Origin of the sequence: Streptococcus sanguinis SK49, from assembly GCF_000212815.1 — a bacterium.
Taxonomy (GTDB): Bacteria; Bacillota; Bacilli; order Lactobacillales; family Streptococcaceae; genus Streptococcus; species Streptococcus sanguinis_C.
Window position 1 is genome coordinate 443,978 of sequence record NZ_GL890985.1, and the last position, 25,258, is coordinate 469,235.

General features: G+C 48.6%; 28 protein-coding genes. All 28 read left to right on the forward strand.

Annotated elements, in window-relative coordinates; all coding sequences use genetic code 11:
- Positions 1–702: a cobalt-factor II C(20)-methyltransferase gene (locus HMPREF9380_RS08710; protein ID WP_002932244.1), complete on the forward strand. Its 702-nt coding sequence runs from the start codon at positions 1–3 to the stop codon at positions 700–702.
- Positions 703–770: 68 nt separating this feature from the next.
- Positions 771–1,505, forward strand: a complete 735-nt coding sequence (locus HMPREF9380_RS08705) for an energy-coupling factor ABC transporter permease (RefSeq protein ID WP_002898257.1) — start codon at positions 771–773, stop codon at positions 1,503–1,505.
- On the forward strand, positions 1,502–1,807 hold the full coding sequence (locus HMPREF9380_RS08700; protein WP_002901129.1) for an energy-coupling factor ABC transporter substrate-binding protein: 306 nt from the start codon (positions 1,502–1,504) through the stop codon (positions 1,805–1,807). The genes HMPREF9380_RS08705 and HMPREF9380_RS08700 overlap by 4 nt, the downstream gene beginning before the upstream one ends.
- Positions 1,808–1,923: 116 nt before the next feature.
- Positions 1,924–2,598, forward strand: coding sequence for a CbiQ family ECF transporter T component (locus HMPREF9380_RS08695; RefSeq protein ID WP_002932250.1), 675 nt, complete (start codon positions 1,924–1,926; stop codon positions 2,596–2,598).
- A gap of 62 nt (positions 2,599–2,660) precedes the next feature.
- The gene (locus HMPREF9380_RS08690; RefSeq protein WP_002896446.1) at positions 2,661–3,476 is read left to right on the forward strand and encodes an energy-coupling factor ABC transporter ATP-binding protein; all 816 of its coding nucleotides are present in this window, start codon (positions 2,661–2,663) and stop codon (positions 3,474–3,476) included.
- A complete protein-coding gene (locus HMPREF9380_RS08685) occupies positions 3,461–4,960 on the forward strand; it encodes a cobyric acid synthase (protein WP_002932252.1) in 1,500 nt (499 codons plus the stop codon). The genes HMPREF9380_RS08690 and HMPREF9380_RS08685 overlap by 16 nt, the downstream gene beginning before the upstream one ends.
- Positions 4,957–5,532 (forward strand): cob(I)yrinic acid a,c-diamide adenosyltransferase, encoded by a 576-nt coding sequence (locus HMPREF9380_RS08680; protein WP_002896444.1) that lies wholly within the window; start codon positions 4,957–4,959, stop codon positions 5,530–5,532. The genes HMPREF9380_RS08685 and HMPREF9380_RS08680 overlap by 4 nt, the downstream gene beginning before the upstream one ends.
- Positions 5,533–5,543: 11 nt before the next feature.
- On the forward strand, positions 5,544–5,975 hold the full coding sequence (locus HMPREF9380_RS08675) for a precorrin-2 dehydrogenase/sirohydrochlorin ferrochelatase family protein (RefSeq protein WP_002896443.1): 432 nt from the start codon (positions 5,544–5,546) through the stop codon (positions 5,973–5,975).
- Between the two features lie 15 nt (positions 5,976–5,990).
- Positions 5,991–7,244, forward strand: coding sequence for a glutamyl-tRNA reductase (hemA, locus tag HMPREF9380_RS08670; RefSeq protein ID WP_002932264.1), 1,254 nt, complete (start codon positions 5,991–5,993; stop codon positions 7,242–7,244).
- Positions 7,231–8,151 carry a hydroxymethylbilane synthase gene (hemC, locus tag HMPREF9380_RS08665; RefSeq protein WP_002932265.1) on the forward strand — a complete coding sequence of 307 codons (921 nt, stop codon included), beginning with the start codon at positions 7,231–7,233 and terminating at the stop codon, positions 8,149–8,151. The genes hemA and hemC overlap by 14 nt, the downstream gene beginning before the upstream one ends.
- On the forward strand, positions 8,136–8,861 hold the full coding sequence (locus HMPREF9380_RS08660) for a uroporphyrinogen-III synthase (RefSeq protein WP_002932267.1): 726 nt from the start codon (positions 8,136–8,138) through the stop codon (positions 8,859–8,861). Before hemC ends, HMPREF9380_RS08660 begins: the two co-directional genes overlap by 16 nt.
- On the forward strand, positions 8,848–9,819 hold the full coding sequence (gene hemB, locus HMPREF9380_RS08655; protein ID WP_002932272.1) for a porphobilinogen synthase: 972 nt from the start codon (positions 8,848–8,850) through the stop codon (positions 9,817–9,819). The genes HMPREF9380_RS08660 and hemB overlap by 14 nt, the downstream gene beginning before the upstream one ends.
- 43 nt (positions 9,820–9,862) lie before the next feature.
- Positions 9,863–11,161 (forward strand): glutamate-1-semialdehyde 2,1-aminomutase, encoded by a 1,299-nt coding sequence (gene hemL, locus HMPREF9380_RS08650; RefSeq protein ID WP_002932273.1) that lies wholly within the window; start codon positions 9,863–9,865, stop codon positions 11,159–11,161.
- A complete protein-coding gene (cobU, locus tag HMPREF9380_RS08645) occupies positions 11,154–11,738 on the forward strand; it encodes a bifunctional adenosylcobinamide kinase/adenosylcobinamide-phosphate guanylyltransferase (protein WP_002932274.1) in 585 nt (194 codons plus the stop codon). Before hemL ends, cobU begins: the two co-directional genes overlap by 8 nt.
- Positions 11,735–12,463, forward strand: a complete 729-nt coding sequence (gene cobS / locus HMPREF9380_RS08640; protein WP_002932275.1) for an adenosylcobinamide-GDP ribazoletransferase — start codon at positions 11,735–11,737, stop codon at positions 12,461–12,463. Before cobU ends, cobS begins: the two co-directional genes overlap by 4 nt.
- Entirely contained in the window at positions 12,460–13,032 is a 573-nt protein-coding gene (locus HMPREF9380_RS08635) for a histidine phosphatase family protein (protein WP_002932276.1), read from the forward strand. The genes cobS and HMPREF9380_RS08635 overlap by 4 nt, the downstream gene beginning before the upstream one ends.
- Positions 13,033–13,083: 51 nt before the next feature.
- Complete coding sequence (locus tag HMPREF9380_RS08630) at positions 13,084–14,187, forward strand: NADH-dependent flavin oxidoreductase (RefSeq protein ID WP_002932277.1); 1,104 nt, start codon at positions 13,084–13,086, stop codon at positions 14,185–14,187.
- 176 nt (positions 14,188–14,363) lie between these two features.
- The gene (locus tag HMPREF9380_RS08625) at positions 14,364–15,899 is read left to right on the forward strand and encodes an ABC transporter substrate-binding protein (protein WP_002932278.1); all 1,536 of its coding nucleotides are present in this window, start codon (positions 14,364–14,366) and stop codon (positions 15,897–15,899) included.
- Between the two features lie 3 nt (positions 15,900–15,902).
- Positions 15,903–16,685: an ATP-binding cassette domain-containing protein gene (locus tag HMPREF9380_RS08620; protein WP_002902478.1), complete on the forward strand. Its 783-nt coding sequence runs from the start codon at positions 15,903–15,905 to the stop codon at positions 16,683–16,685.
- On the forward strand, positions 16,682–17,452 hold the full coding sequence (locus HMPREF9380_RS08615) for an ABC transporter ATP-binding protein (RefSeq protein ID WP_002932279.1): 771 nt from the start codon (positions 16,682–16,684) through the stop codon (positions 17,450–17,452). Before HMPREF9380_RS08620 ends, HMPREF9380_RS08615 begins: the two co-directional genes overlap by 4 nt.
- Positions 17,442–18,425 carry a M14 family metallopeptidase gene (locus tag HMPREF9380_RS08610; RefSeq protein WP_002932280.1) on the forward strand — a complete coding sequence of 328 codons (984 nt, stop codon included), beginning with the start codon at positions 17,442–17,444 and terminating at the stop codon, positions 18,423–18,425. The genes HMPREF9380_RS08615 and HMPREF9380_RS08610 overlap by 11 nt, the downstream gene beginning before the upstream one ends.
- On the forward strand, positions 18,418–19,413 hold the full coding sequence (locus HMPREF9380_RS08605) for an ABC transporter permease (protein ID WP_002932281.1): 996 nt from the start codon (positions 18,418–18,420) through the stop codon (positions 19,411–19,413). The genes HMPREF9380_RS08610 and HMPREF9380_RS08605 overlap by 8 nt, the downstream gene beginning before the upstream one ends.
- The gene (locus HMPREF9380_RS08600) at positions 19,406–20,215 is read left to right on the forward strand and encodes an ABC transporter permease (RefSeq protein ID WP_002932285.1); all 810 of its coding nucleotides are present in this window, start codon (positions 19,406–19,408) and stop codon (positions 20,213–20,215) included. The genes HMPREF9380_RS08605 and HMPREF9380_RS08600 overlap by 8 nt, the downstream gene beginning before the upstream one ends.
- 85 nt (positions 20,216–20,300) lie before the next feature.
- The gene (gene nikA, locus HMPREF9380_RS08595) at positions 20,301–21,908 is read left to right on the forward strand and encodes a nickel ABC transporter substrate-binding protein (protein WP_002932287.1); all 1,608 of its coding nucleotides are present in this window, start codon (positions 20,301–20,303) and stop codon (positions 21,906–21,908) included.
- 91 nt (positions 21,909–21,999) lie between these two features.
- A complete protein-coding gene (locus HMPREF9380_RS08590; protein WP_002932289.1) occupies positions 22,000–22,941 on the forward strand; it encodes an ABC transporter permease in 942 nt (313 codons plus the stop codon).
- Positions 22,934–23,740 carry an ABC transporter permease gene (locus HMPREF9380_RS08585; protein ID WP_002932291.1) on the forward strand — a complete coding sequence of 269 codons (807 nt, stop codon included), beginning with the start codon at positions 22,934–22,936 and terminating at the stop codon, positions 23,738–23,740. The genes HMPREF9380_RS08590 and HMPREF9380_RS08585 overlap by 8 nt, the downstream gene beginning before the upstream one ends.
- A complete protein-coding gene (locus HMPREF9380_RS08580) occupies positions 23,728–24,519 on the forward strand; it encodes an ATP-binding cassette domain-containing protein (protein ID WP_002932293.1) in 792 nt (263 codons plus the stop codon). The genes HMPREF9380_RS08585 and HMPREF9380_RS08580 overlap by 13 nt, the downstream gene beginning before the upstream one ends.
- Positions 24,506–25,216 carry an ABC transporter ATP-binding protein gene (locus HMPREF9380_RS08575; RefSeq protein WP_002932294.1) on the forward strand — a complete coding sequence of 237 codons (711 nt, stop codon included), beginning with the start codon at positions 24,506–24,508 and terminating at the stop codon, positions 25,214–25,216. The genes HMPREF9380_RS08580 and HMPREF9380_RS08575 overlap by 14 nt, the downstream gene beginning before the upstream one ends.
- Positions 25,217–25,258: the final 42 nt, after the last annotated feature.

Here is a 25,258-nt window from a genome sequence, read left to right on the forward strand (position 1 = left end):
ATGGCAAAATTTTACGGAATTGGTGTGGGCCCAGGTGATAGCGAGCTAGTAACTATCAAGGCCAGTCGGATTTTGGAAGACTTAGATATTCTCTATACACCAGAGGCTAAGAAGGGGAGCAAGAGCTTTGCATTAGGCATTGCGGAGCCCTACCTGAAAGAGCATCTGGAAATCAAGCAGCGGCATTTCCCTATGGTCCGTTCCAATTCGACCAAAGAAGTCCAGTGGCAGGCTATCTCTGCTGAAATCGCAGAGGATGTCAAGTCAGGCAAGAATGTCGGTTTTATCACACTGGGTGACCCCATGGTCTACAGCACTTATAGCTATCTGCTGGCCCTGCTGGAAAAGGAAATCGACTGTCAGACCATCCCTGGTATCACCTCTTTCTGCAGCATGGCTTCTGAGCTAGGTCAGCCCCTGACCATGGATGAGGAGTCGCTGGCGGTCATGCCGGCTACGGCTTCTGCTGAGAAGATCGAGGCGGCGCTTGAGTTGCATGACTCGATTGTGATCATGAAGGTGGCCAATCACCTAGATACCGTCCTGCCCCTGCTCGAAAAGCTCGGTCTCTTGCAGCAGACTTTCATGGTTAGCAATTCTTCGACGGATAAGCAGCAGACTCTGCTGGGTCTCGAAGGAATCACACAAGAGACCAAGTTGCCTTATTTTACTACCTTCCTCGTGAAAAAGAAGATTTTTTAAAATCAGAGTCTATGTTCAAGGATGAAGATTCATTCTTGTGAGCTCAGGCTCTTAGAAAAGGAAAAAACATGAAACTATTAAAAAATAAAAAAGTAACTTTTGTTGCCTTGCTGGCTATTTTGGCGGTACTGAGTACCCAGTCTGTGTCAGCTATGCATATCATGGAAGGCTATCTCCCACTCTTTTGGTGTATCTTCTGGTTCGCTGTATTCCTGCCTTTCTTTGTAGTAGGCTTGATGCGCATCAAGAAAATCGTTGCAGAGGATCCAAATTCCAAGACTATGTTGGCCTTGTCCGGTGCCTTTATCTTTATCCTGTCTTCTTTGAAGATTCCATCTGTTACAGGATCTAGTTCGCATCCGACTGGGGTTGGTCTGGGGACAGCTATGTTTGGCCCATCCGTTATCAGCGTTTTGGGAACCATTTGCTTGCTCTTCCAAGCCCTTCTCTTAGCTCACGGCGGCTTGACTACTCTAGGTGCTAATGCATTCTCAATGGCAGTGGTTGGTCCATTTGTTGGTTATTTCGTCTACAAGTTTGCTAAATCCATCAAGCTTTCTACGCCGGTATCTATCTTTATCTGTGCTGTGATTGCGGACTTGGCGACTTATGCGACAACTTCTATCCAGCTCGGTTTGGTCTTCCCAGATGCTAACAGTGGCTTTGTTGGTTCTGCACTGAAGTTCATGGGTGTCTTCTTGACCACTCAAATCCCGATTGCTATAGTAGAAGGATTGCTGACAGTTGTCCTTTATAACTTGATCTCAGAAAATATCAAAGAAAGAGCAGGTCTGTTCAAATGAAAAAATATAAGAATCTCATCTTGATCTTGGCTGCAGTAGCAGTCACTCTAGCTGCCTTTATCTTTGCACCTAAGGGTGTGGAATACAGTGGAACAGATGACGCTGCTGAAAAAACCATTAGCTCTATCCAAAAGGACTATGAGCCTTGGTTTTCACCAATTTTTGAGCCAGCAGGTCCGGAAGTAGAAAGTCTGCTCTTCACCCTGCAAGGCAGTATCGGAGCGGGTATCATCTTCTATGTCATTGGCTACCACAAAGGGAAAAAGCAAGGCCAACAAAAGGAAAACTCTGAACATAAATAAAAGCCTTCAACAGTATGAGAGAGCTCTGGTTCTTGATAGCGATTCAGCTTGTTTGGGACCGGAGCTGCTCTGTACTGGGGGCATGGTAAAAACAAAGCTAGAAAGGAGACCTCCACTTGTTTGCGATTGATAAATACGCCTATCAAAATCGGCTGAAAAATCTGCCGGTTGCTTATAAATTTGTCATCTATCTGCTCTTGTTAGCTGCCAGCTTTTCTGGTGTCAGGAGTCTGCAGCTAGGACTTATCGTCTTGGTGGCGCCTCTGACTTGCTATGTGGCTCGGCTTCCGTGGCTGCGCTATCTGAAGTGGTATCTGCATGCCAGTATCTTTATCCTGATTAGTCTCTTGACCTTTGTCTTGACCTATCAGAACAGTCAGGAGCAGCTCTTGCTGGCCTTGCCTTTAGGTCAGGGCTATCTGGGCATCAGCCAATCCTCTGTCCAGCAGACCATTTTTATCCTCTTGCGCATCTATTCATCTTTGGTTTCGACTTATTTCTTTGTCCTGACGGTGCCTTTTGCTCAGATGCTGCGGCTTTTTAAAGCCATGCATGTGCCACGGGTACTGCTAGACTTGATTGTCCTCATGTATCGCTTTATTTTCCTGGTCTTCTATGAGTTTGTGACCATTCGGGATACCTTGGACTTGAAATTCTCCTTTTACAATAAAAGGAAGCAACACCAAGCTTGGGGCAGATTAGCCAATACTCTTTTTGTTAAATTGCTAGATGATAATCAGCATTTAAATGAAGTACTGACGCTAAGATTTGATGCAGAGCACAGTGAATAATGAAAGCGCATTTACAATAAGACTGCTTTTATACTATAATGGAAAGTAGATAGGAAACATAGATGTTACAAGTAAAGAATATTTCTTTTTCGTATGACGAAAATCCAACGCTGCACGACATTTCTATGGACTTCGAAGAGGGCCGGATTACTGGCATTCTGGGAGTCAACGGTTCAGGTAAGTCTACCATCATGAAAATCATCACCCGACTGCTCCAACCGCAGAAGGGCAGTGTTTTATATGATGGTCAGCCTGTAGGCGACTCTAAGAAGGCCTTGTTCCAGTATCGGCAGCATGTCAATATGGTCTTTCAGAATCCAGAGCAGCAGCTCTTTTATACCATTGTGAAGGACGATATTGGCATGGCCTTGGAAAACTTAGGCTATGAAGAAGACGAGATAACCAGCAGAGTGGCGACGGCTTTAGAGATGATGGACATTTCTCATCTGCAGGACAGACCGCTGCAGTATCTGAGCTATGGCCAGAAAAAGCGGGTGGCTATTGCTGGCATGCTGGCCCTGCAGCCCAAGTATCTGCTGCTTGATGAGCCTACGGCAGGATTGGATCCCAAAGGGCGGGACCAGATGGCAGCGACCATGAAAAAGCTGGTCCAGGCTGGGACCAACATCATCGTATCCAGCCATGACATGGATCTGATGTATGACTGCTGTGACTATGCCTACCTGCTGCAGAAGGGGCATTTGATTGCGGAGGGCAGCAAGTTTGATTTCTTCCAGCAGGGAAATCTGCTAGTAGAGGCAGGCTTGGCTGTGCCTTGGATTGTCAAGCTTCATCAGACTATCCAGACGCCACTGGCAGAAAATGAAGCTGCTTTCTTTGAGCAGCTAGGAGGAAATGTAAAATGGTCAAATCATTGATGGTACAGGGAACTGCCTCAGATGCTGGGAAGAGCATTATTGCGGCAGGGCTCTGCCGGATTTTTAAGCAGGATGGCCTAGAAGTGGTGCCTTTTAAGTCGCAGAATATGGCGCTTAATTCCTTTATCACCAAAAAAGGGGATGAAATGGGCCGGGCTCAGGTCGTTCAGGCTGAGGCAGCTGGCAAAGAGCCGGATGTCCGCATGAATCCAGTCCTGCTCAAACCGACCTCTGACCGCAAGTCCCAGGTCGTCTTTTTAGGTCGGGTACTGCGGGATATGGATGCTGTCGAATACCATGAATACAAGCAGCAGCTCCTGCCTAAGATTAAGGAGGTCTATGAGGAGCTGGGCGCTGAGAATGATATGATCATTATTGAGGGAGCAGGCAGTCCAGCTGAAATCAATCTCAATGACCGAGACATTGTCAATATGGGCATGGCCAAGCTGGTTGATGCGCCAGTGATTTTAGTGGCGGATATTGATAAGGGAGGCGTCTTTGCCTCTATCTACGGAACGATTGAGCTCATGCCGCCTGAGGACCGCAAGCGAATCAAGGGTGTTATTATCAATAAATTCCGAGGCGATGTGGCCTTGCTACAGTCTGGCATTGATATGATTGAAGAGCTGACTCAGGTGCCGGTTATCGGAGTCGTGCCTTATGCCCAACTGGATATTGACAGTGAAGACAGTGTGGCCCTGGTACAGAAAAGCCGGCGCTTTGATAGCAGAAAGAGTCTGGATATCGCAGTTGTCAGCCTCAGGCGCCTGTCTAACTTTACGGATTTTCATAGTCTAGAAATCCAGCCGGATGTTTCTGTCCGCTATGTCCAGCCTGGTGATGCAATCGGTCGGCCGGATCTCTTGATTCTGCCGGGCAGCAAAAATACCATCGAAGACATGAACTACCTACGCGAGTCTGGTCTTGAAGCCGAGATTCTCGAGTGTCTGGAGCAGGGCGTGCGAATCTTTGGCATCTGCGGCGGCTATCAGCTGCTGGGACAGAAGATTAGCGACCCGCTGCACCTAGAGTCTGACTTAGAAGAGATTAGCGGGCTGGGTATTTTAGAGACCGAGACGGTGCTTCAGCCGGTCAAGAGGACGACTCAGGTCAGAGCTCTGCATGAGGGGCAAGACTTAGAAGGCTACGAGATTCACATGGGCGAAACCCAGCTAGCGGATAGTCTGGAGCCATTTTCCATCATCAAGGAGCAAAATGGTGAGGCGACCGAGCGTCTGGATGGAGCAGTGGCTTATGGCGGTCAGGTGCAAGGAACCTACCTTCATGGGGTCTTTGACAATCTAGAATGGACTCGTCAGTACCTGAATGAACTTCGGCTGGCTAAGGGCTTAGAGCCGCTAGAGGACCAGCTTATCAGTATCAAAGACTTTAAAGACAGAGAGTATGATAAGTTAGCAGACGTCCTGCGCCAGTCTTTGGACATGGAGCAGATCTATCAAATCATCAACAGAGAAGAAAAATGAGAATTTATACGAAATACGGTGACAAGGGCTTTACACGGCTCTACGGTGGGGACCGAGTATCCAAGACCCATATTCGGGTCGAAGCTTATGGAACGATGGATGAGCTATGCTCTCATCTAGGCTATGTCGTATCTGAGATGCGTGACTATCCCATCTTGGATGACCTACGTCTAGAATGCGAGGAAATCCAGCAGCATCTCTTTGACTGCGGCAGCGACTTGGCTACACCGAGGGAATTGCGTCCCTACAAGCAAGAGCCAGCCAATGTCAGCTGGCTGGAGGAGCGGATGGACGAGTATATGCATATTCCTCCGAAAATCGACCGCTTTATCATTCCGGGCGGCCATCGGATTGCGAGTCTTTTGCATGTGGCCCGCACCATGACCAGACGCCTGGAGCGGCGCATGGTGGCTGTTATAGAGGCAGATGAAGCGGTCAATGAGATAGGCTTGATCTACATCAACCGCCTGTCAGATTACTTTTTTGTGCTGGCTCGATTGGTCAATGACCGTCTAGAGGAGCCAGATACAATCTACAAACGCAGCGCGAAAATCTTTCGGGAAAAGAAATAGGAGAAGCTAGCATGTATCCAGTCATGATTAATATCAGAGAGAAGAAAGTCGTGGTAGTGGGAGGCGGCAAGGTCGCTGCGCGGAAGATTAAGACCCTGCTGGCTGAGCAGGCTGCTGTGACAGTGGTCAGTCCGACTCTGCATGCTGACATTCCGCAGGCGGAGATCCAATGGCTAGCTAGACCCTACCAGACAGGCGATTTGGAAGGCGCGAAGCTGGTCTTTGCCTGTACAGATCAGGCGGAGGTCAACCGTCAGATTATGGAGGATGCGGCACCTAGCCAGCTGGTAAACAATACGGGCGACAAGACCTTTTCTGACTTCTACAATGTAGCCATTGCGAGAAAGAAGGACGTATCTGTCATGATCTCGACCAATGGTCTCTCGCCCAGCCGTTCCAAGGAGATTCGTAAGAAGATAGAAGCAATTTTAGACCAACTTTAAAAGAAGGAAAGAAGCATGCACCTATTATATGTGGGTTTGACCCATCGGGAAACGCCGCTGCCAATTTTGGAAAAAGCGCATTTCTCAGATCAGGAGGGGCTCAAAGCTCTAAAGCTCCTGAAAAGAGAAAAAAGTATCTTGGAAAATATCATCCTGTCCACCTGCAATCGGACCGAGCTCTATCTGGTGGTGGACCAGCTGCACACTGGCCGCTACTATTCCAAGCATTTTTTGGCGGACTGGTTTCAAATTCCTGTCAAGGAGCTGGAAGAGTATTTAGTCTTTCGTGAGGGGGATGAGGCCTTGCGGCATCTGCTGCGGGTTTCTATCGGCCTAGAATCCAAAATTGTCGGTGAAAGTCAGGTCTTGGGCCAGCTCAAGCAGGCTTTCTTGACAGCGCAAGATGCTGGTACGACTGGAATTGTCCTCAATCAGGCTTTCAAGCAGGCGCTGACCTTTGCCAAGCGCATGCATGATACTTATCGAATCAATGACCGGCCTATTTCTATCGGCCTGACGGCTATCCAAGAATTGGACCGAATGGGGCTGGATTACAGCACTAAAAAGATAGCTGTTATCGGTTTGGGAGAGATTGGTCAGCTGGTGACCAAGTATGCTCTGCATCGTCCATTCGAATCCGTCATGCTGCTCAACCGGACGGTCAGCAAGGCCCAAGCATTTCTGACAGAGGACAGGGTATCTGCCCATGGCTGGGATGAGTTGGAGGCAGTGCTGGCGGATGCGGATGTGGTCTTTTCAGCGGTTAAAACGGAAGAATACATTATCTTTCCCTCTATGCTTAAGGAGGGTGCGATTGTATTTGACCTCTGTCTGCCGCGTTCCTGCCATCCTAGCTCGTCTCTGAAGCTCTATAATATCGAAAATCTAACCAATCAACTCGAGCAATATAAGGCAGAGCGGCAGGAGATTGCCGGTCGGATTGCTTTGGAGATTGATGAGGAGCTGGTCAAGTTTGCTGACTGGCGTCAGCAATTGGGCATTATTCCTCTGATTCAGGAAATCAGGGATAAGGCTTTGGAAGCTCAAGCTTCGGCCATGGAAAGTCTTAATCGCAAGATTCCAGATTTGACCGAGCGGGAGCAGAAGCAGATCTCCAAGCACATGAAGAGTATCATCAACCAAGTCTTGAAGGAGCCAATCTTGCAGCTCAAAGAGCTGTCAGTAGGAGAGCATTCAGACTATGACATTGCCTTGATTGCCAAGATATTTGGCTTGCACAGAGAAAGGGGAAAAGATGAAGGTCATTAAGGTAGGAACCCGCAAGAGTAAGCTGGCCATAACCCAGACCCAACAGTTAGTGGACCAACTCAAGGAGCTCCATCCAGAGCGGGACTTTGTCCTCGTTCCCTATACCACAAAAGGAGATCGCCTGACCCACGTCAGCCTCCAGGAAATTGGCGGCAAGGGAGTCTTTGTCAAGGAAATTGAGCGGGCTCTCTTGGCTGGTGAGATTGATATGGCCGTTCACAGTCTCAAGGACATGCCGGCTAAGCTAGCTGAGGGCTGTGCGCTCGGTGCGATTAGTCGGCGAGAAGATGTTCGGGACTGCTTGATTTTCCGTCAAGCTGGCCAGACGCTGGCGGACCTGCCTAAGGGCGCTCTTATAGGAACCAGCAGCATTCGCCGACAGGTTCAGCTGCAGGCTCAGAGACCGGATTTGGCTTTTAAACCACTTCGAGGCAACATTGATACACGCATCAAGAAGCTGGAAGAAGGCGAGTACGACGCGATTGTCTTGGCTATGGCCGGACTTAAACGCTTGGGCTGGCTGGACCAAAGCCGTCTTCACATTCAGCCTTTAGAGACCAGTCTTTGTCTGCCGGCTATTTCTCAGGGAGCTTTGGCAGTGGAATGCCGGGAAGAGGATGAGGAGTTGCGGAGTCTGTTAGCGGCTGTTCAGGATGAGAAGACAGCAGCTGAAGTGGCAGTTGAACGGGCAGTTTTGGCTCAGATGAATGCAGACTGCACCTTCCCTATCGCTGCTTTTGCCCAGAAAAACGGTCAGGACTATCAGCTAGAGGCCATGCTGGCCAAGGAGGACGGCCAATGTGTGTTTGTCAGCCTTCAAGGGCAGGATGGTCAGGAATTGGCAGAGCAGGCTGTGCGCCAGTTAGCCGATAAGGGAGCAGTAGGAATGCCATGGTTAAAAAAATAATCTTTACCAGAGAGCAGGCGCCGAACTCTGCCTGGCTAGAAGAAATCAGACGAGCTGGGTTTGAGACGCATCATGTTCCTCTCATTCGTTGTCAGTCCCTGCCCTTGCCAGAAGATGTCCAAGCAGCACTGCCAGAAGCTGACTGGGCCTTTTTTACCAGTGCTGTCGCAGTAGAGGCTTTCAGTCCCTATCTGAAAGCGGACTACCAGATTGCGACCATTGGGCCGCAGACCAGTCAGGCGCTGGATAAGCTAGGCCGAGCCTGTGATTTTCAGGCCAGCAGCCACTATGGTCTTGATTTTATTCAGGAGTGGCTGGATTTGGCTCTGCCGACGCAGAAGATCTTGTTGCCCCAGAGCAGCTTGTCCAATCCCAGTCTGGCTGAGAAATTAAAAGAAGCAGGCCATGAGGTCTGGGCTTGGCCTATGTACGAAACGACCTCAAATCCTGCTGGTCAGGACCAGCTCGAGACCTATCTGTCCCAGGAGGATGTGATTTGGACCTTTGCCAGTCCGTCGGCTTGGCAGAGTTTTTGTGCTATTAAGCCCCATCTAGCGTCCAGCCATCAGATTGCAGTGATTGGCCAGACCACGGCTCAGGCGGTTAAGGAGTCCGGCTATGGGGTAGACTACCAGCCCCAGAGTCCTTCTGTTGAGGAAATGGTCAAGGAAATAATCAAGAAAGAAGAGAAGAAGCATGGAATTTTATAGACATCGCAGACTGAGAAGAAGCAGCGGTTTGCGGCAGCTGGTTCGAGAAACCAAACTGTCTGTGGATGATTTTATCCAACCCTTGTTTGTCAAGGAAGGCTTGACTGAAAAGAAAGAAGTTGCCTCCATGCCGGGAGTTTATCAGTTCTCCCTCGAGGATTTGCTGCCAGAAGTTCAGGAATGTGTGGACTTGGGCATTCGAGCTTTTATCGTCTTTGGCATTCCGTCAGGAAAGGACGAAATAGGCAGTCAGGCTTCAGCTGAAAATGGCATTGTCCAAGAAGCTATCCGTCTAATCAAGAAGCATTTTCCTGAGACGGTCGTCATTGCAGACACCTGTCTCTGTGAGTTTACCAGTCACGGACATTGCGGTATTTTGCGAGGGGAGGAAGTGGACAATGATCTGTCTCTGACTAGACTGACAGAAGTCGCTGTCAGCCAAGCCAGGGCTGGAGCAGATGTCATTGCGCCTTCCAATGCCATGGACGGTTTTGTGGCGGCTATCCGTCAGGGACTTGATGTGGCGGGCTTTGAAGACATTCCGATCATGTCCTATGCGATTAAGTTTGCCTCTAGCTTTTATGGACCTTTCCGAGATGCAGGTGAGAGTGCTCCGGCCTTTGGCGATCGCAAGACCTATCAGATGAATCCAGCCAATCGCTTGGAGGCTTTGAGAGAAGCCAAGAGCGATGAGGAGCAAGGAGCAGACTTTCTCATGGTTAAGCCGGCTCTGGCCTTTCTGGATATCCTCAGAGAGCTGCGCCAGGAAACCCGGCTGCCTCTGGTGACCTATAATGTCAGTGGAGAATACGCCATGGTCAAGGCAGCAGCTCAGCAGGGGTGGATCAATGAAAAAGCCATTGTCATGGAAACTTTGACCAGTATGAAGCGGGCTGGTGCAGACTTGATTATCACTTATTTTGCCAAGGATGCGGCTGGCTATCTGAAAGAAGGATAGAGACTGCGGAAAATCAGCAGTTTTCTAGATAAGGAGGACGAACTTGAAGAGAGAACATTCCAACCAATATTTCACAGAGGCTCAAAAGCTCTTTCCAGGCGGGGTCAACAGTCCTGTCAGGGCTTTTAAGGCTGTGGGCGGCCATCCGCTTTTTATTGAAAAAGCCAGCGGAGCCTATCTGCATGATGTCGATGGCAACCGCTATATTGACTACGTCCTGTCTTGGGGGCCTATGATTTTGGGACATGCTCCTAAGGATGTGTTGCCAGCAGTTGAGGAAGCTATTTGGGAGGGGACCAGTTTTGGTGCTCCGAGCCCCAGAGAGATTGCCCTCGGCCAGCTGGTGCAGGAGCGTCTGCCTTTCATGGAAAGAATGCGGATGGTCAATTCGGGAACGGAAGCGACCATGAGCGCCATTCGGGTAGCGCGTGGAGTGACCAAGCGTTCTAAAATTGTCAAATTTATCGGCTGCTATCACGGCCACAGCGATTCCTTTTTGGTTCAGGCTGGTTCAGGCTTGGCCAGCTTTGGGATTGCTGATTCTGCCGGAGTCATTGCTCAGGTAGCTGGGGAAACTCTGGCCTTGCCTTACAATGACACAGATGCTCTCAAGACTTGCTTTGAAAAGCATGGAGATGACATCGCCTGTGTCATTTTAGAAGCAGTTGCTGGCAATATGGGTTTGATTCCAGCGGATGCGGACTTTATCAGTACTATTCGCTCCCTCACTCAGGAATACGGCTCTCTCTTTATCGTGGACGAGGTCATGAGTGGTTTCCGAGCTCATTATCAGGGGGCAGTTGGCCTCTATCAGACAGAGCCAGATCTGGTCTGCTTGGGCAAGGTTATTGGTGGCGGCTTCCCAGTCGCAGCCTTTGGCGGTAAGGCCCTCTATATGGATCAGGTAGCGCCTCTAGGCAGCATCTACCAGGCTGGTACCCTATCAGGCAATCCAGTTGCCATGACGGCCGGTTATGAAACCCTGAAACAGCTAACACCTGAACTCTTTGCTGAGATTGAAGAGAAAACAAGCTACCTCTGTGATGGCTTGCGAAATCTAGCAGACAAGTACAGTATTGATCTGCAAGTCGTATCAAAAGGTACCATGTTTGGCTTCTTCTTCAGTCAGAAGCCAGTCCGCAATTTTGAGGATTCTAAGGCGGCTGACCATGCTCAGTTTGCACGACTGCATGGACTCTTGCTGGAAGAGGGCATTTATCTGGCGCCATCTCAGTATGAAACCAACTTTATGTCCAGTGCCCATACTAGAGAGGATCTAGACCAGACTTTGGCAGCCTTTGAGCGGGCATTTCAAGCAATGAAAGAAGAAGCAAATGGCTAAGATTGTGTTAGTGACAGGCGGTGCCAGAAGCGGTAAGTCGGCATTTGCGGAGGAGCAGTTGGCGGATCGAGAGCGAGTTTGCTATATTGCGACCGGCCTACCCCGAGGAGAAGATCCAGAATGGCAGGAGCGGATTCGGCTGCACCAAGAACGCCGGCCGACTTCCTGGACGACTCAAGAGCAGTATGCAGGGCTGGCCGACTGGCTGCGAGAGCAGTCGCATCCAGTTTATCTGCTGGATTGTGCCACGCTTCTGACCAGCAATCGCCTCTTTGATTTGATTGCTCAGCATTTTCCAGACAAGCTGGAGCTGACAGAGGAGCACTTTCTCAGTCGGCAGGAGCAGTCTTTCCTACTGCAGCTCTTGGAAGAAGAATGGCAAGAGCTTCTATCTATAATCCGTCAGATAGATTCTGAGTGCTGGATTGTAACGGACGAGGTTGGCCTGGGCATTATCCCAGAGACCAGACTAGGACGCTTTTTCCGTGATGTGCAGGGAAAGATCAACCAACTGATTGCAAAGGAGGCGAGTGAGGCTTATCTAGTCATCTGCGGCCTCGCTCAGCAGTTGAAATGATAAAGGCATTGATTATCTATACTCAATTTTTTAGCCGGATTGTGATTCCAAAGGCAGTGGATATTTCCTATCTGCGACGGGGACTTCCTTTTCTAACCCTCTTTGGTCTCTTGCTGGGTTTGATTTCAGGAGGATTTTATTTCCTGATGAGTCTAGTTCTGCCTGGAATGGTTGCTTGGGTTCTGACCCTTGCTTTCGATGTTCTGCTGACGGGCGGTTTTCACTTAGACGCTTTAGCGGATACGGCAGACGGTCTCTTCTCCTCTCGTAAGAAGGAGCGGATGCTGGAAATTATGAAGGACAGTCGCATTGGCAGCAATGGCGTTCTGGCACTCATTCTCTACTATGCTCTGATGCTGGTTCTCTACCCTTATCTGCCAGAGCCTCGCTGGTTTATCGTGGCTAGTCTGTCCATGATTGGCAAGGCCGGTCTGAGCCTACAGCTCTATCGGATGACCTATGCCAGAGAAGGCGGTGGATCAGGGAATTTCTTCAGTGGCAGCAAGACTAGTCATATTCTGCTTGCCCAGTTTTTGCCTGTGCTCCTGTCTCTGTTGTTTTTCAGCTGGAGAGGTCTCTTGGCTTACGGCTTGGTATTTCTGGGAGCAATCGGCTATCGCCGGTTCGTTTATAATAAAATTGACGGCCACACAGGCGATACGCTAGGAGCCTATGTCGAAATTGCCCAGCTCCTCTATCTCTTAGGATTGGTGGTGCTAGGATGAAAAGATGGTATCTAATGCGGCACGGTCAGACAGACTACAACCGCAGGCGCTGTTTCTATGGCAGCCATGATGTCTCTATCAACGGACAGGGCCAAGAGGATGCTAGGCAGCTGGCGCTTCTGATGCAGGAGCACCCAGTTGATGTGATTTACACCAGCTGTCTCAAGCGGACACAGGAAACAGCCCAGCTGGCTTTTCCAGAAAGGAAAGTCCAGCCCATAGCCGACTTTGACGAGCGGGGCTTTGGGCAATGGGAAGGCTTGACAGCTGATGAGATTGAAGCGGCTTTTCCAGAAGTCTGGCAGGCTTGGCTGGAAGCACCCTTTGAGGTCACGCCTCCTGAGGCAGAAGTTTTCTCAGCTTTTCAGACCAGAGTCTGGACAGCAACAGACCGCCTGCTAGATAGTGCTGAGGAATCAATGGCTCTAGTAGCTCATTTGGGAGTCCTTCGCTTAATTTACCAGCATTTGGTTGACCGAGAGGCTGTTTTTTGGAACATTGATGTCCCCCAAGGACGAGTGCTGCTCTTGGAAGAGCGGGACCAGACTTGGCAGGCGACCTTACTCTAAGGCTTTATTATTAAAAAACAACATGATTTATCTTGGGAAAGAGGTGACTAGATGAATACACAGATTCAGGATAAATTTACTTTTAAAAATGGTCAGACCATGCGCAATCGCGTTGTATTGGCTCCTATGACTATCTGCGCTAGTGAGCCGGGTGGCTATGTATCTCAGGCAGATATTGATTTTTTTGCCCGCCGGTCTAGGTCGGTTGGTATGGTCATTACTGGCAGTACCTATGTCCATCCTCTGGGAAAGTCCTTTGCGGAGAGCTTCAGCGGCGCCGAGGACGATAAGATTGAGGGGCTTAGCCGTCTAGCTAAGGCCATCAAGGACCAAGGGGCTCTGGCTATTGTGCAGCTTTATCATGGTGGTCGTATGGTTCTGCCTGATTTGATTGACGGTCAGCCAGTAGCACCCAGCGCTGTCAAGGCTCCGCGCGATTATCTGGCAGAGCCGAGAGCGCTCAAGAATTCTGAAGTGGAGCAGGTGATAGAGGATTTTCTGTCAGCCATCAGACGGGCCATTCAGGCTGGCTTTGACGGAGTTGAGCTTCATGGCGCCAATACCTATCTGATCCAGCAGTTTGTCTCTCCCCATTCCAATGTCCGTCAGGACAAGTGGGGCGGCAGTCTTAACAACCGCCTGCGCTTTCCAAAGACCTTGCTGAAAAGAGCCAAGCAACTAGTCAAAGAAGAGGCTGACCGCCCCTTCCTGATTGGCTACCGCTTTTCTCCGGAAGAGATTGAGGAACCAGGTATCCAGCTTTATGATACCCTGCAGTTACTGGAGCAGCTTATCTATCATCAGGTGGACTATCTGCATATTTCGACCTCTGATGTCTGGCGCTCGTCTATCAGAGATTCTCAGGACTCAGAGCCAGTGATTCAGAAAATTATCAAAAAAATTAATGGTAGAGTGCCCCTGATTGGTGTCGGTCAGATAGAGACCAAGCAGGATGCCCAGCGAGTATTGGATGCGGGGATTCCGCTTTTTGCCCTCGGCAAGGCCCTGCTCCTAGACCCCGACTGGGCAGAAAAGGTTGTCTCTGGCCGAGAGGCAGAAGTCATCCGAGCTTATCGCGATGAGCTGCAGGCTGACCTAGCTCTGCCAACGGCCTTTGTCGAAGATGCTCGAAGCTATCTGGAAGGAAAAGATTAAGACAAGCAAATCCCCAAGGAGGAAAAAGAATGAGCAATCATTTGTTTTTCACTCGTTTGCTCTCTCATCTTCAGGACATAGAACCACCTTAGACAGAGAGCGAAGCGTATTTAGATTTGACTAGGACAGACCGTCTTAAAGTAGTTTACTAAATAGAAAAGGAAGTTGAATATTTTATGAAACATTTTAAAAAAATTATGGCTCTAGCCTTGGCAGGCCTAGCCCTAGCCTCCTGTGTAAACCCTAGCAAAACCAGTGAGTCTACTGGCGATAGTGGCAGTAAGACTGTAACCATTGGCTACACTCAATTTCCAGCAAATGTAGATCCAGCAGCGGAATACAATGGCTGGTTCACGGTTCGTTACGGAGTGGGAGAAACCCTCTTTAAGATGGACGACAAACTTGAGGTAAAACCTTGGCTGGCTGAGAAAATCGAAGCAGTCTCGGACCTAGAGTGGAAAATTACCCTCAAGGATAAGGTGACCTTCCAAAATGGTGAAAAAATGACCGGTGAAAAGGTCAAAGCTTCTCTGGAACGCTTGATTAAGACAAGCGAGCGGGCAGCATCAGATATGGGTATTGACAGCATTTCTGCGGAAGGTCAAACTGTGACCATCAAGACAAAGGCTGCGCAACCGATTATGGCGAATCTCTTGGCAGAGCCCTACTCCGCTATTGTTGATACGACTGGCAAGAGCGCATCTGACAAGGCTCCTGTCGGAACTGGACCTTACATGGTGACCAAGTACACTCCTGAGAGCGGAGCAGAGCTCAAGGCTTATGAAGACTACTGGGATGGCAAGCCAAAAGTTGCTAATCTGAAGATTAAATACTTCTCTGATCCGACAGCTATTTCTGCAGCCCTCAAGTCTAAGGAAGTTGATGCCGTCTATGGTCTGCCTTATGCAAATCTAAGTACCTATGCTTCCGATAAGAACTACAAAATCTCTGAAGTAGAAGGTTCTCGCTACCTAGCTTACTACTATAACTTTGAAAATCCTTATGTAGCAGATGACAAATTCCGTCAGGCTTTAGATACCTTGGTAGACAAGAAGACCTACTCAGAATCCCTCTTTAAAGGCTCAGCTGTGCCAGCTGTTGGACCTTTCCCTAAAGGGTTTGCCTTTGCCCTGCAAAAGAGCGTCCATGAATTTAACGTAGACAAGGCTAAGAAACTCTTGGATGAAGCTGGTTACAAGGATACTGACGGTGATGGTTATCGTGAAAAAGACGGCCAAAAAGTCAGCATTGAGTTGCTGTCCTTTACTCGTCTGCCTGAAATGCCGCTGGCTGTAGAAGCAACCCAGCAACAGCTCAAGGAAGTCGGAATCGAAGCGACTATCAAGAAAGTTGAAGTCAGTGCCGTTGCCAGTGAAAAGGACTATGCCTTCACACCTTATGCGGTGGTAGCAGCTCCTATCGGTGACCCATACGCCTTCTTCAACAGTGCTGTTAAGACTAATGGTACAGCCAATATCGGTCACTACAGCAACCCAGAAGCAGACAAGAAAATCGAAGAGTTAGCGACTGAAACTGATCCAGCTAAGCGTAATCAGCTCAGCAAGGAAATCCAAGAAATCATGGATAAGGACTACGGCTTTACTATTATCGGCTTCTTCAAGGTCGCTCTGGTGATGGACAAGTCCGTCTCTGGTTTGGAATCTCATCCGACAGACTACTATCACGTCAGCAACAAACTATCAAAGGAATAAAACATGCTGGAAATGAAAGATCTGCTGGTGCAGTCAGCAGATAAAGTCATTCTCGATCGGGTCTCCCTCTCTCTTGCTGAGGGGGAGTCCCTTTCGATTGTGGGCGAGAGTGGCAGTGGCAAGTCCACCCTGCTCAAGATGCTGCTGGGTCTCCCTCTTAGGGGTCTGACAGTAACAGAGGGCAGTATTACCTTTGAGGGGCAGGAAATTCAGCCCCAGGATCACCGCATTTATCTGCCTTTTGTAGGCCGAGAAGTGGCTTGGATTAGTCAGCATGCCAGTCTCAGCTTCAATAACCGCCGTAAGATCAAAAAGCATTATCAGGACTTGGTGAAAAATCAGGGCCAGCAGGCAGCAAATCTCCGTCCCTTGGAAGAATGTCTAGAAATGGTGGGACTGCTGCCTGAAAAAGTCGTCAATAAGTATCCTTTCGAACTTAGTGGCGGTATGATGCAGCTAGTCGGTGTGGCGCTAGCTCTAGCTAGCAGACCCAAACTATTGCTGGCTGACGAGCCGACTAGCGCTCTTGATGTCCTGTCGAAAATGAAGCTGCTTGATCTCTTGAGCAAGCTTCATCAGGAGGAAAAAATGGCCATTCTCTTTGTTACACATGATATCAGTGTGGCTGAGCATCTAGCGCAAAAAGTAGTCGTCATGAAAGAAGGGCAGATTGTCGAAAGTGGTCCAGCCCATCAAGTTCTTCGCCATCCTGAGCAGGCCTACACCCAGAAATTGCTGAAGGCCGTGCCTAAGCTAGCAGCATTTAGAGAAGGGGGGCAGCTATGAATCAAGTATTGGTTGGTCGCCAACTGACCTACGAGTACAGTCAGATAGGTGAGCGGAGAATCGGTGTATTTGATATTGACATTAGCTTGGAAAAGGGACAGGCTTTAGGGCTGGTCGGAGAGTCAGGCTCTGGTAAGAGTACCATTGCCAAACTCATTTGCCGCTTTTTAAAGCCGGACCAAGGGAAGCTGACCCTACTGGGCAAACCAGTCTATGACTACAAGGATAGGGAATACTATGCTCGGGTCCAGTATATTGCCCAGCAGCCCCAGTCGACTTTTCATCCCAAGCGCAGCATTCAGCAGAGCCTGGAAGAGGTCTGTCGTAACTTCTCTCTCTATCAGCAGCAGTTAGATAGAAAGCAGGCCATCCATGACTTGCTGACCTCAGTTGGTCTGACAGCTGAGCTTGCCCAGCGGCTGCCGTATCAGCTGAGCGGAGGAGAATGCCAGCGGGCGGCCATTGCCCGTGCCCTGCTGATTAATCCCGATGTGCTCATCTGCGATGAAATCACCAGTGCCCTTGATGTGACTGTTCAGTATGAAGTCATGCAGCTGCTGGCAGATATCAAGGAGCGCTCGCAGACATCCTTTCTCTTCATCTCTCATGACATCGCTCTGGTCAGCAATTTTGCGGAAGATTTGATCGTCCTCAAGGACGGAATCGTGCAGGAGAAGGGCAGCATGCGAGAGGTCGTCTCTGCTCCCAAGAGTGACTATACCAAGCTCTTGCTCAGTCAGTACAGGGAGGATAAAGATGAGGATTAAGCAAGAACTAGACTCTATGGCTCCTTGCAGCAGCTATCAAGGCAGTCTGCCCATCACGGATGAGCTGGCTATCCAGTACACCCTGCTCAAAGGACAGGCTACCCAGCCCTTGCTGACCATCAGTGCGGCGGTTCATGGCTGTGAGTATGTCGGGGTTAAGGCGCTGATGGACTTAGCGCATGAATGGGACTTTAACTTTCAGGGCTCTGTCCTCCTCCTGCATGCAGTCAATGTCAGCGGCTTCTGGGCTCGGGAGACGACACTTGTACCTGAGGACGGCCTCGATCTGAACAGGATTTTTCAGGATCAAGAGCCGGTTTCCAGCCTCAGCTATCAGATTCGGTCTGTGATTGAGAGTCAGGTCTTTAGCGTCAGTGACTTCCTGATTGACCTGCATAGTGGCAATCGGGAAGAACTGCTGACCCCTCATGGTTACTATTCTCTGCGGGCAAATCCAGAGGTGATGGAAAAGTCCTATCAGATGCTGCAGGCTTCAGGGACACCGATAATCTATCAATCTCAGGACTGCGGCAATCTTTATCACGCTGCCTCGGTGGACTATGGACTGCCTAGCATCCTGCTGGAGCAGGGAGAAAATGGTACCTGTCTGCCAGAAGATGTATTGGCTATGAAGGAGTCAGTCAAACAAGTCGCCCGCTATCTTTTTGAAGGGACCATGCCCTATTATAAGCAGGCGCCGCTGATCTTTGACGACAGTTACTATCTGACCTGTCAGAGGTCGGGCTGCTGGATGTGCTTTGTCCGGCCCAATCAAACAGTACAGGCTGGTCAGGTCATCGGCGAAATCTGTGATATTTATGGCAATATTTTAGAAAAGGTGACTGCCAAGGAAGACGGTCTGGTCCTCTACCAGAAGGCGACCCTGGTTGTCCACCAAGACGAAGTGCTGCTGGCCGTAGCTAGCAAGAAGCCTGAAAGCTACCAGACATCTGAAAGGGAGGCGCATGATTAAATTTATTATCAAAACTATTCTGCAATTCGTCCTCATCCTGCTCTGCGTCAGCTTTATCTCCTTTTTGCTGGTTTATCTAGCACCGGGAGATCCGGCTGAGAGCATCCTCAACGCTCAGGGCATTCCTTTTACCAAGGAACTGCTGGAAATCAAGCGGGCAGAGATGGGTCTGAATGGCAGCTTTATGGAGCAATATCTGGCCTGGCTGGGCAAGATTGTCCATGGCGACTTTGGTGTGACCTATAATTCCGGAGCTTCGGTCTGGGAGCAGCTGGTTTTCTATTTTCCCAATACAGTCTACCTAGCTTTTTATACCCTGCTAACAACTCTGGGAATTTCCTTGCCGACAGCTCTCTACACATCCTACCATGCTGGAAAGCCGGTTGACCGCTTCCTGATGGGAGGTCTGGCCTTCCTAAATGCCATTCCTAGCTTTGTTATGGGGATTATCCTGATTCTGATCTTTTCTGTTCAGCTGCACTGGTTTCCCATTCAGGCAACGGCCAATGAGCTGGGCTTGGTCTTGCCAGTCATAACACTGGCCATGATCATGTCCACTCGCTATATTCCGCAGCTGCGGACCGCTCTGATAGAAGTGCTGCATTCGCCAGAAGTCGAAGGTGCGCAAGGTCGGGGGATTCGAGAGGGACATATCCTGTTGCATGACGTGATTTACAATGTCCTGCCCTTTCTTCTCACCTTGGTCAGCCTTTCTCTGGGCTCGCTCTTGGGCGGCGTGGCTATTATTGAGCACCTCTTTTCCTGGCCGGGCATTGGTAAGATGCTGATTGGCGTAGTTGCCAAGCGGGATTATCCTCTCATTCAGGGGGCGGTTCTCTTTATCACAGCGGGAGTTTTGACTGTAAATCTAGTCTTTCAACTGCTTACTGTTTGGCTCAATCCTCGTGTCCGACTGGCTCAGGAAAATCCCAAACTGCTGCCGCGCACGAAGAAATTAAAAGTAAGCAAGGAGGGTTCGTATGGATAAGAAAATCAATCGAAAACTCCTGGTCTTGGGCGGTCTCATCCTCCTGGCCTTGGTCCTTTCCTCCTTGGCTCCTCATCTCTTGGGTGACAGTTTAACCAAGGTCAATCTGGGACAAGCCCTACAAGGGCCCAGCAGCAGTGAGTGGTTCGGAACAGACGCTCTGGGACGGTCTGTCTTTGCGCGTGCAGTGAGCGGAGGTGCGGAAACGGTCCTGCCAGCCTTGATGATTCTGATGCTGATTGCGGCGGTGGGCTCCTTTATCGGGGTGACTAGCGCTTTTATCGGCGGGAAATTCGACCAGTTCATCTTGCTAGTAATCACGGCTTTTCAGTCTTTCCCATCTATCATTCTGGTCATTGCTATCGTCAGTATCTTGGGCATCGGTCTCCAGCAAACCCTCATCGCTATTTGCTTGACGGCCTGGACCAAGTATGCCTACCTGATGCGCTCCATGACCATGCAGCTGAAAAATGAACCCTATATCCAGTCCTCGAAAATGTATGGCAATAGTTTTTGGACAAGCCTGAAAAACTATTATTTCCCCAGTCTTTTCCCTCAGATTCTGACGACCATGAGCTTTGACATCAGCACCATTATCATGGAAATCGCTGGTCTCAGCTTTGTTGGATTGGGAGCTCAGGCACCGTCGCCTGAGTGGGGAGCCATGATAAATGACGGACGGATCTACATTCAGGAAGCCCCTTGGATTGTGGTCTTTCCTTGTATCTTGCTGATTTTGACCATTCTCCTCTTTACCAAGTTCGGAGACGCTCTGAACAGCAAGTACAACCGCATGAATTGATTATCAAAAAAACATAAACTATAGCCCCTATCTCTTGGGACTGCAATCATAAAAAATATGAATACAAGAAAGTGATTCAATAAAAATGAGAAAAAAACTATTTTTATTAGTTGTCCTCTTGCTGCCTTTATTCTTGGTAGCCTGCCAGCAAAACTCAAATTCTTCCAAACAAGCCAATGAGAAAGACAAACTCACTATGGTCTGGGGAGAGGACTTTGGGGATGTCAATCCTCACCGCTACAATCCAGACCAATTTGTCATTCAGGATATGGTCTATGAAGGCCTAGTCCGCTACGGTGACAATGGTAAAATCGAGCCAGCCTTGGCTGAAAGCTGGGATATCAGCGAAGATGGTAAAACCTATACCTTCAAGCTGAGAAAGGCAAAATTCTCAGACGACTCTGACTTTAATGCTGAGAATGTCAAACGGAATTTCGATACCGTCTTTTCAGAGGAAAACAAGAAAAACCACACTTGGTTTGACTTTACTAACCAATTGGAAAGCTATCGAGTTGTAGATGAGCATACCTTTGAGATTAAGCTCAAACAAGCCTACAGTGCGACTCTCTATGATTTATCAATGATTCGTCCGATTCGCTTCATAGCTGATGCTGCTTTCCCTGACGGAGACGATACGACCAAGGACAACCTCAAAAAGCCAATCGGAACAGGTCAATGGGTTGTCAAAGACAAGAAGCAAAACGAGTACATTACCTTTACCCGTAACGAAAATTACTGGGGTGAAAAGCCTAAATTGAAAGAAGTAACAGTCAAGATTATTCCAGATCCACAAACCCGTGCTCTTGAGTTTGAGTCTGGCAATGTTGACTTGATCTATGGAAATGGCGTTATCGGTCTGGATAACTTTGCCAAGTATGCCAAGGATGACAAGTACACAACGGATGTATCACAACCAATGTCCAGCCGCCTCATGCTCTTGAATGCCAAGCAAGAAATTTTCAAAGACAAGACTGTCCGTCAGGCGATGAACCATGCAGTTGATAAGAAGTCTATTGCGAAAGACATTTTCCGCGGCACAGAAACACCAGCTGATACCATCTTCTCTAAGTCTACACCGCATTCTGACGCCAATCTGACTCCCTATGACTACGACATCAAGCAGGCTGAAAAGATGCTGGATCAAGCAGGCTGGAAGAAAGGTTCTGACGGTATACGTGAAAAAGATGGCAAGAAATTAAGCCTAAATGTTCCTTATATCTCTTCTAAGGCGACAGACAAGGACTTGGTTGAGTACTTCCAAGGCGAATGGAAGAAAATCGGAATCGACGTTCAGCTTAAAGCTATGGAAGAAGATGACTACTGGGAAAATGCCAAGACAGGAAACTTTGACCTGATGTTGACTTATTCTTGGGGAGCACCGTGGGATCCGCATGCTTGGATGACTGCCTTGACTTCACCAGCAGACCATGGTCACCCAGAAAATATTTCCCTAGAAGCTCTGCCATCTAAGCCAGAAATTGATAAAATTATCAAGGCGACTCTGGTCGAACCAGATGAGGCAAAAGTCGATGAAGGCTATAAGAAAGTCCTCACCATGCTCCATGATGAAGCTATCTATATTCCAATCACTTACCAATCTGTTGTTTCCGTCTACCGCAAGGGAGAACTCGATGGCATGCGCTTTGCCCCAGAAGAAAATGCTTTCCCACTGCGCTATATTGAGAAAAAATAAAAGCTGGCTTCATAACTGCAAATTTTAATATAAAGGGAGTAGTGCTGCTAAGTTGAAAAGCTTATCAGCCGCCCCTTTTCTTTTAAGGACTATGAAAAAAGATTTATTTAAAAAAATAGTTTCTTTCTTAGCTGCTCTATTGATGATATCAGTATTGACCTTTCTCTTGGCCAAGCTATCCTCGGCTGATCAAGCAGAAAACTATTTAAGGGTATCTAAGATTCAAGTAACCCCTCAATCCTTGGAAAAAGCCAGAGAATATCTGGGCCTCAATCAACCTTGGCCCCGGCAGTATCTAGCTTGGCTGACTAAGGCCCTTGGTGGGGATTTTGGGACGTCTTATCTATTAAAGGTTCCTGTCCTGCCCTTGGTGCTGGAACGTTTCCAGTCAACCCTTTCTCTGGGCTTGACTTCCTTTGCTCTCATTTTGCTTACGTCCATTCCTTTGGGGATTTTTAGTGCGGTCTACAAGGATTCTCTCTTTGATAAGGTCACTCGTTTTCTATCCTTTTCCAGCGTTTCCATGCCTAGCTTTTGGTTAGGCTACATGCTGATTGTGATTTTTGCTGTTCAGCTCAGATGGCTGCCCGTTTCGGGCAAGCAGGATTTTAGCAGCTTGATTCTTCCTAGTCTGACCCTCAGTATGTCATTGATTGGCCAGTATACCGCTTTGATCCGCAAGGCTGTGCTGGAGCAGATGAACAGTGTCCATGTCGAAAATGCCCTCCTGCGCGGAGTCAGCAAGTTCTTCCTGGTCAAGAATCATCTCTTGAGAAATTCCCTGCCAGCCATTGCGACAGGCCTGAGCCTGACCTTGGTCTATCTCCTGACAGGTTCCTTGATTGTCGAAGAAGTCTTCTCCTGGAATGGTGTCGGCTCCCTCTTTGTAGATGCGCTCCAGTCTGTGGACCTGCCCATCATCCAGTGCTGTATGCTTTTATTTGGCCTATTATTCTTGGGAAATAACATTCTAACCCAGCAGCTGCCGCTCTGGATAGACCCTAGAGTCAGAAAAAGGAGGAGCAATGTCTAAACGATTTATTTTTTCAAGTGTCATTTTGCTGGTCCTCTTCATCTGCGCTCTCTTTGCTCCCTTTCTATCCTCTTTTGATCCCCAGCAGGTAGAAATCTCAAACAAACTAATGGCACCTGACGCTGTTCATCTGCTGGGAACGGATCAGCTAGGTAGAGATGTCTTGTCTCGTCTGCTGCACGGGGCTCGTTATTCTCTCTTTTTATCCTTGACTATCAGTCTGCTAGAAGTGGTCATCGGTGTGACAGTCGGCTTGCTGATCGGATGGTACCAGGGAAAGGCTGAAGCAACCTTCTTATGGTTTGCAAATGTTATTTCCGCCTTTCCTAGCTTCCTGCTATCGCTAGCTACTGTTGGGATATTGGGGCAAGGAATGACCAATATGATTTTAGCCATTGTTATCATAGAGTGGGTCTATTATGCTCGGGTAACGGCCAATCTGGTCAAGAGTGCCAAAGAGGAAGCCTATGTCATTTCTGCCCAGACCATGGGACTCTCTCAGATTCATATCCTCAAAACTCATATCCTGCCCTTTATATACAAGCCTATTTTGATTATTGTGTTGATGAATATCGGGAATATCATTCTCATGATTTCTGGCTTTTCCTTTCTGGGAATCGGTGTCCAGCCCAATATTACCGAATGGGGTATGATGCTGCATGATGCTAGAAGCCATTTTCAAACGGCAACTTGGATGATGCTGGCGCCTGGACTGGCTATCTTTCTGACTGTGGTCGCCTTTAATCTATTTGCCGAATGCTTTGAAGAGAAAGGCTGGAAACAGATATGGAAAAAATAGCAGTAAAGCAACTGACAGCCCAGATTGAGGGAAAGACCATACTACAGGACATCAGCTTTGAAGTGGAGGTGGGGCAGTCTCTGGTCATCATTGGGGAGAGTGGTTCTGGTAAAACTCTCTTAACCAAGATATTGATTGGGCAACTGCCTTCATCCTTGAGCATGCAAGGTGAAGTTCACTATGGCTCCATGTCTCTGGAGCGCAGCTCTCTTAAGGACTGGCAGCAGCTGCGGGGGAGCCGAGTGGCCTATATGTCTCAAAATCCGATGGCTATGTTCAATCCCTTTCAGACCATTCAAAGCCATTTTTGGGAAACCATGCGCAGCCATAGCAAGATTTCAAAAAGCGCTTGTCTGACTAAGGCCCTAGCCTCTATGAAAGAGGTCAGACTGGGAGAGCCGGAAGAGCTTTTGAAGAAATATCCTTTTGAGCTCAGTGGCGGTATGCTGCAGCGGGTCATGCTGGCCATCTTGCTTTGCCTAGAGCCAGAGACTATCATTTTGGATGAGCCTACTTCGGCGCTAGACATCCACAATCGCGAGCAGATTATCCTCATCTTAAAGGAGCAGTTAGCTAAAGGAAAGACCCTCATCACAGTGACCCATGATTATCATTTGGCGCAGGAGCTAGGAGGCAAGATGCTTGTCATGTATCAGGGGGCTATCATGGAGGAAGGTCCAGTGGACAAGATCCTCGAAAGTCCTTCGCAGGCCTATAGCCAAGACCTTATTTTAGGAAATCCATACGAACGGTTGGTGAGACAAGATGCTGGAATGTAGACATGTTTTTAAAAAATTCGATGGCAAAATGGTTGTCAAAGACTGTAACTTCTCCGTCCAGAAAGGTGAAATGATTGGTCTGATGGGCGAGAGCGGCAGTGGTAAGAGCACGCTGGCTAAATTGCTGATTGGTTTAGAAAAGCCCAGTCAAGGTCAGGTCTTACTAGATGGCCAGCCCTATTCAGTCAAAAAGTCTGGCGTGAGAATTCTGTTGGTCTTTCAAGACTCGCTCCATTCAGTCAATCCGCACTTTACAGTCGAGCAGGTTTTGACAGAGGCCCTGTCAAAAGATGTGGCTAGAGACGAGATAGAAGCCATTCTAGAAGACGTCGGTTTGGATAAAAGCTATCTGAATCAGCCAGCACGCCAGCTCAGTGGCGGCCAGCTCCAACGGATTTGCATCGCCCGCGGCCTGCTCTTAAAGCCAGATATTCTCATCTTTGATGAGGCTCTGAGCGGTTTGGATCCCATTGTTCAAGGAAAGTTGTTACGCCTCCTATATGATTTGTGGGAGAAATACCAGCTGACCTATCTTTTCATCTCGCATGATTTCAAGCTGAGCTATGCTCTCTGCCATCGGATTTTGGTCATGGCAGACGGGGAAATCGTTGACGAGATAAAGGACTTTGAGCTTCCTATCCAGGCTCATCACCCTGTGACAAAAAAGTTGATAGGCGACATGGGACATTTTAGCTGACGCATGCCCCAGCCAGCTAAACTATTTTAAAATTAAAAATAA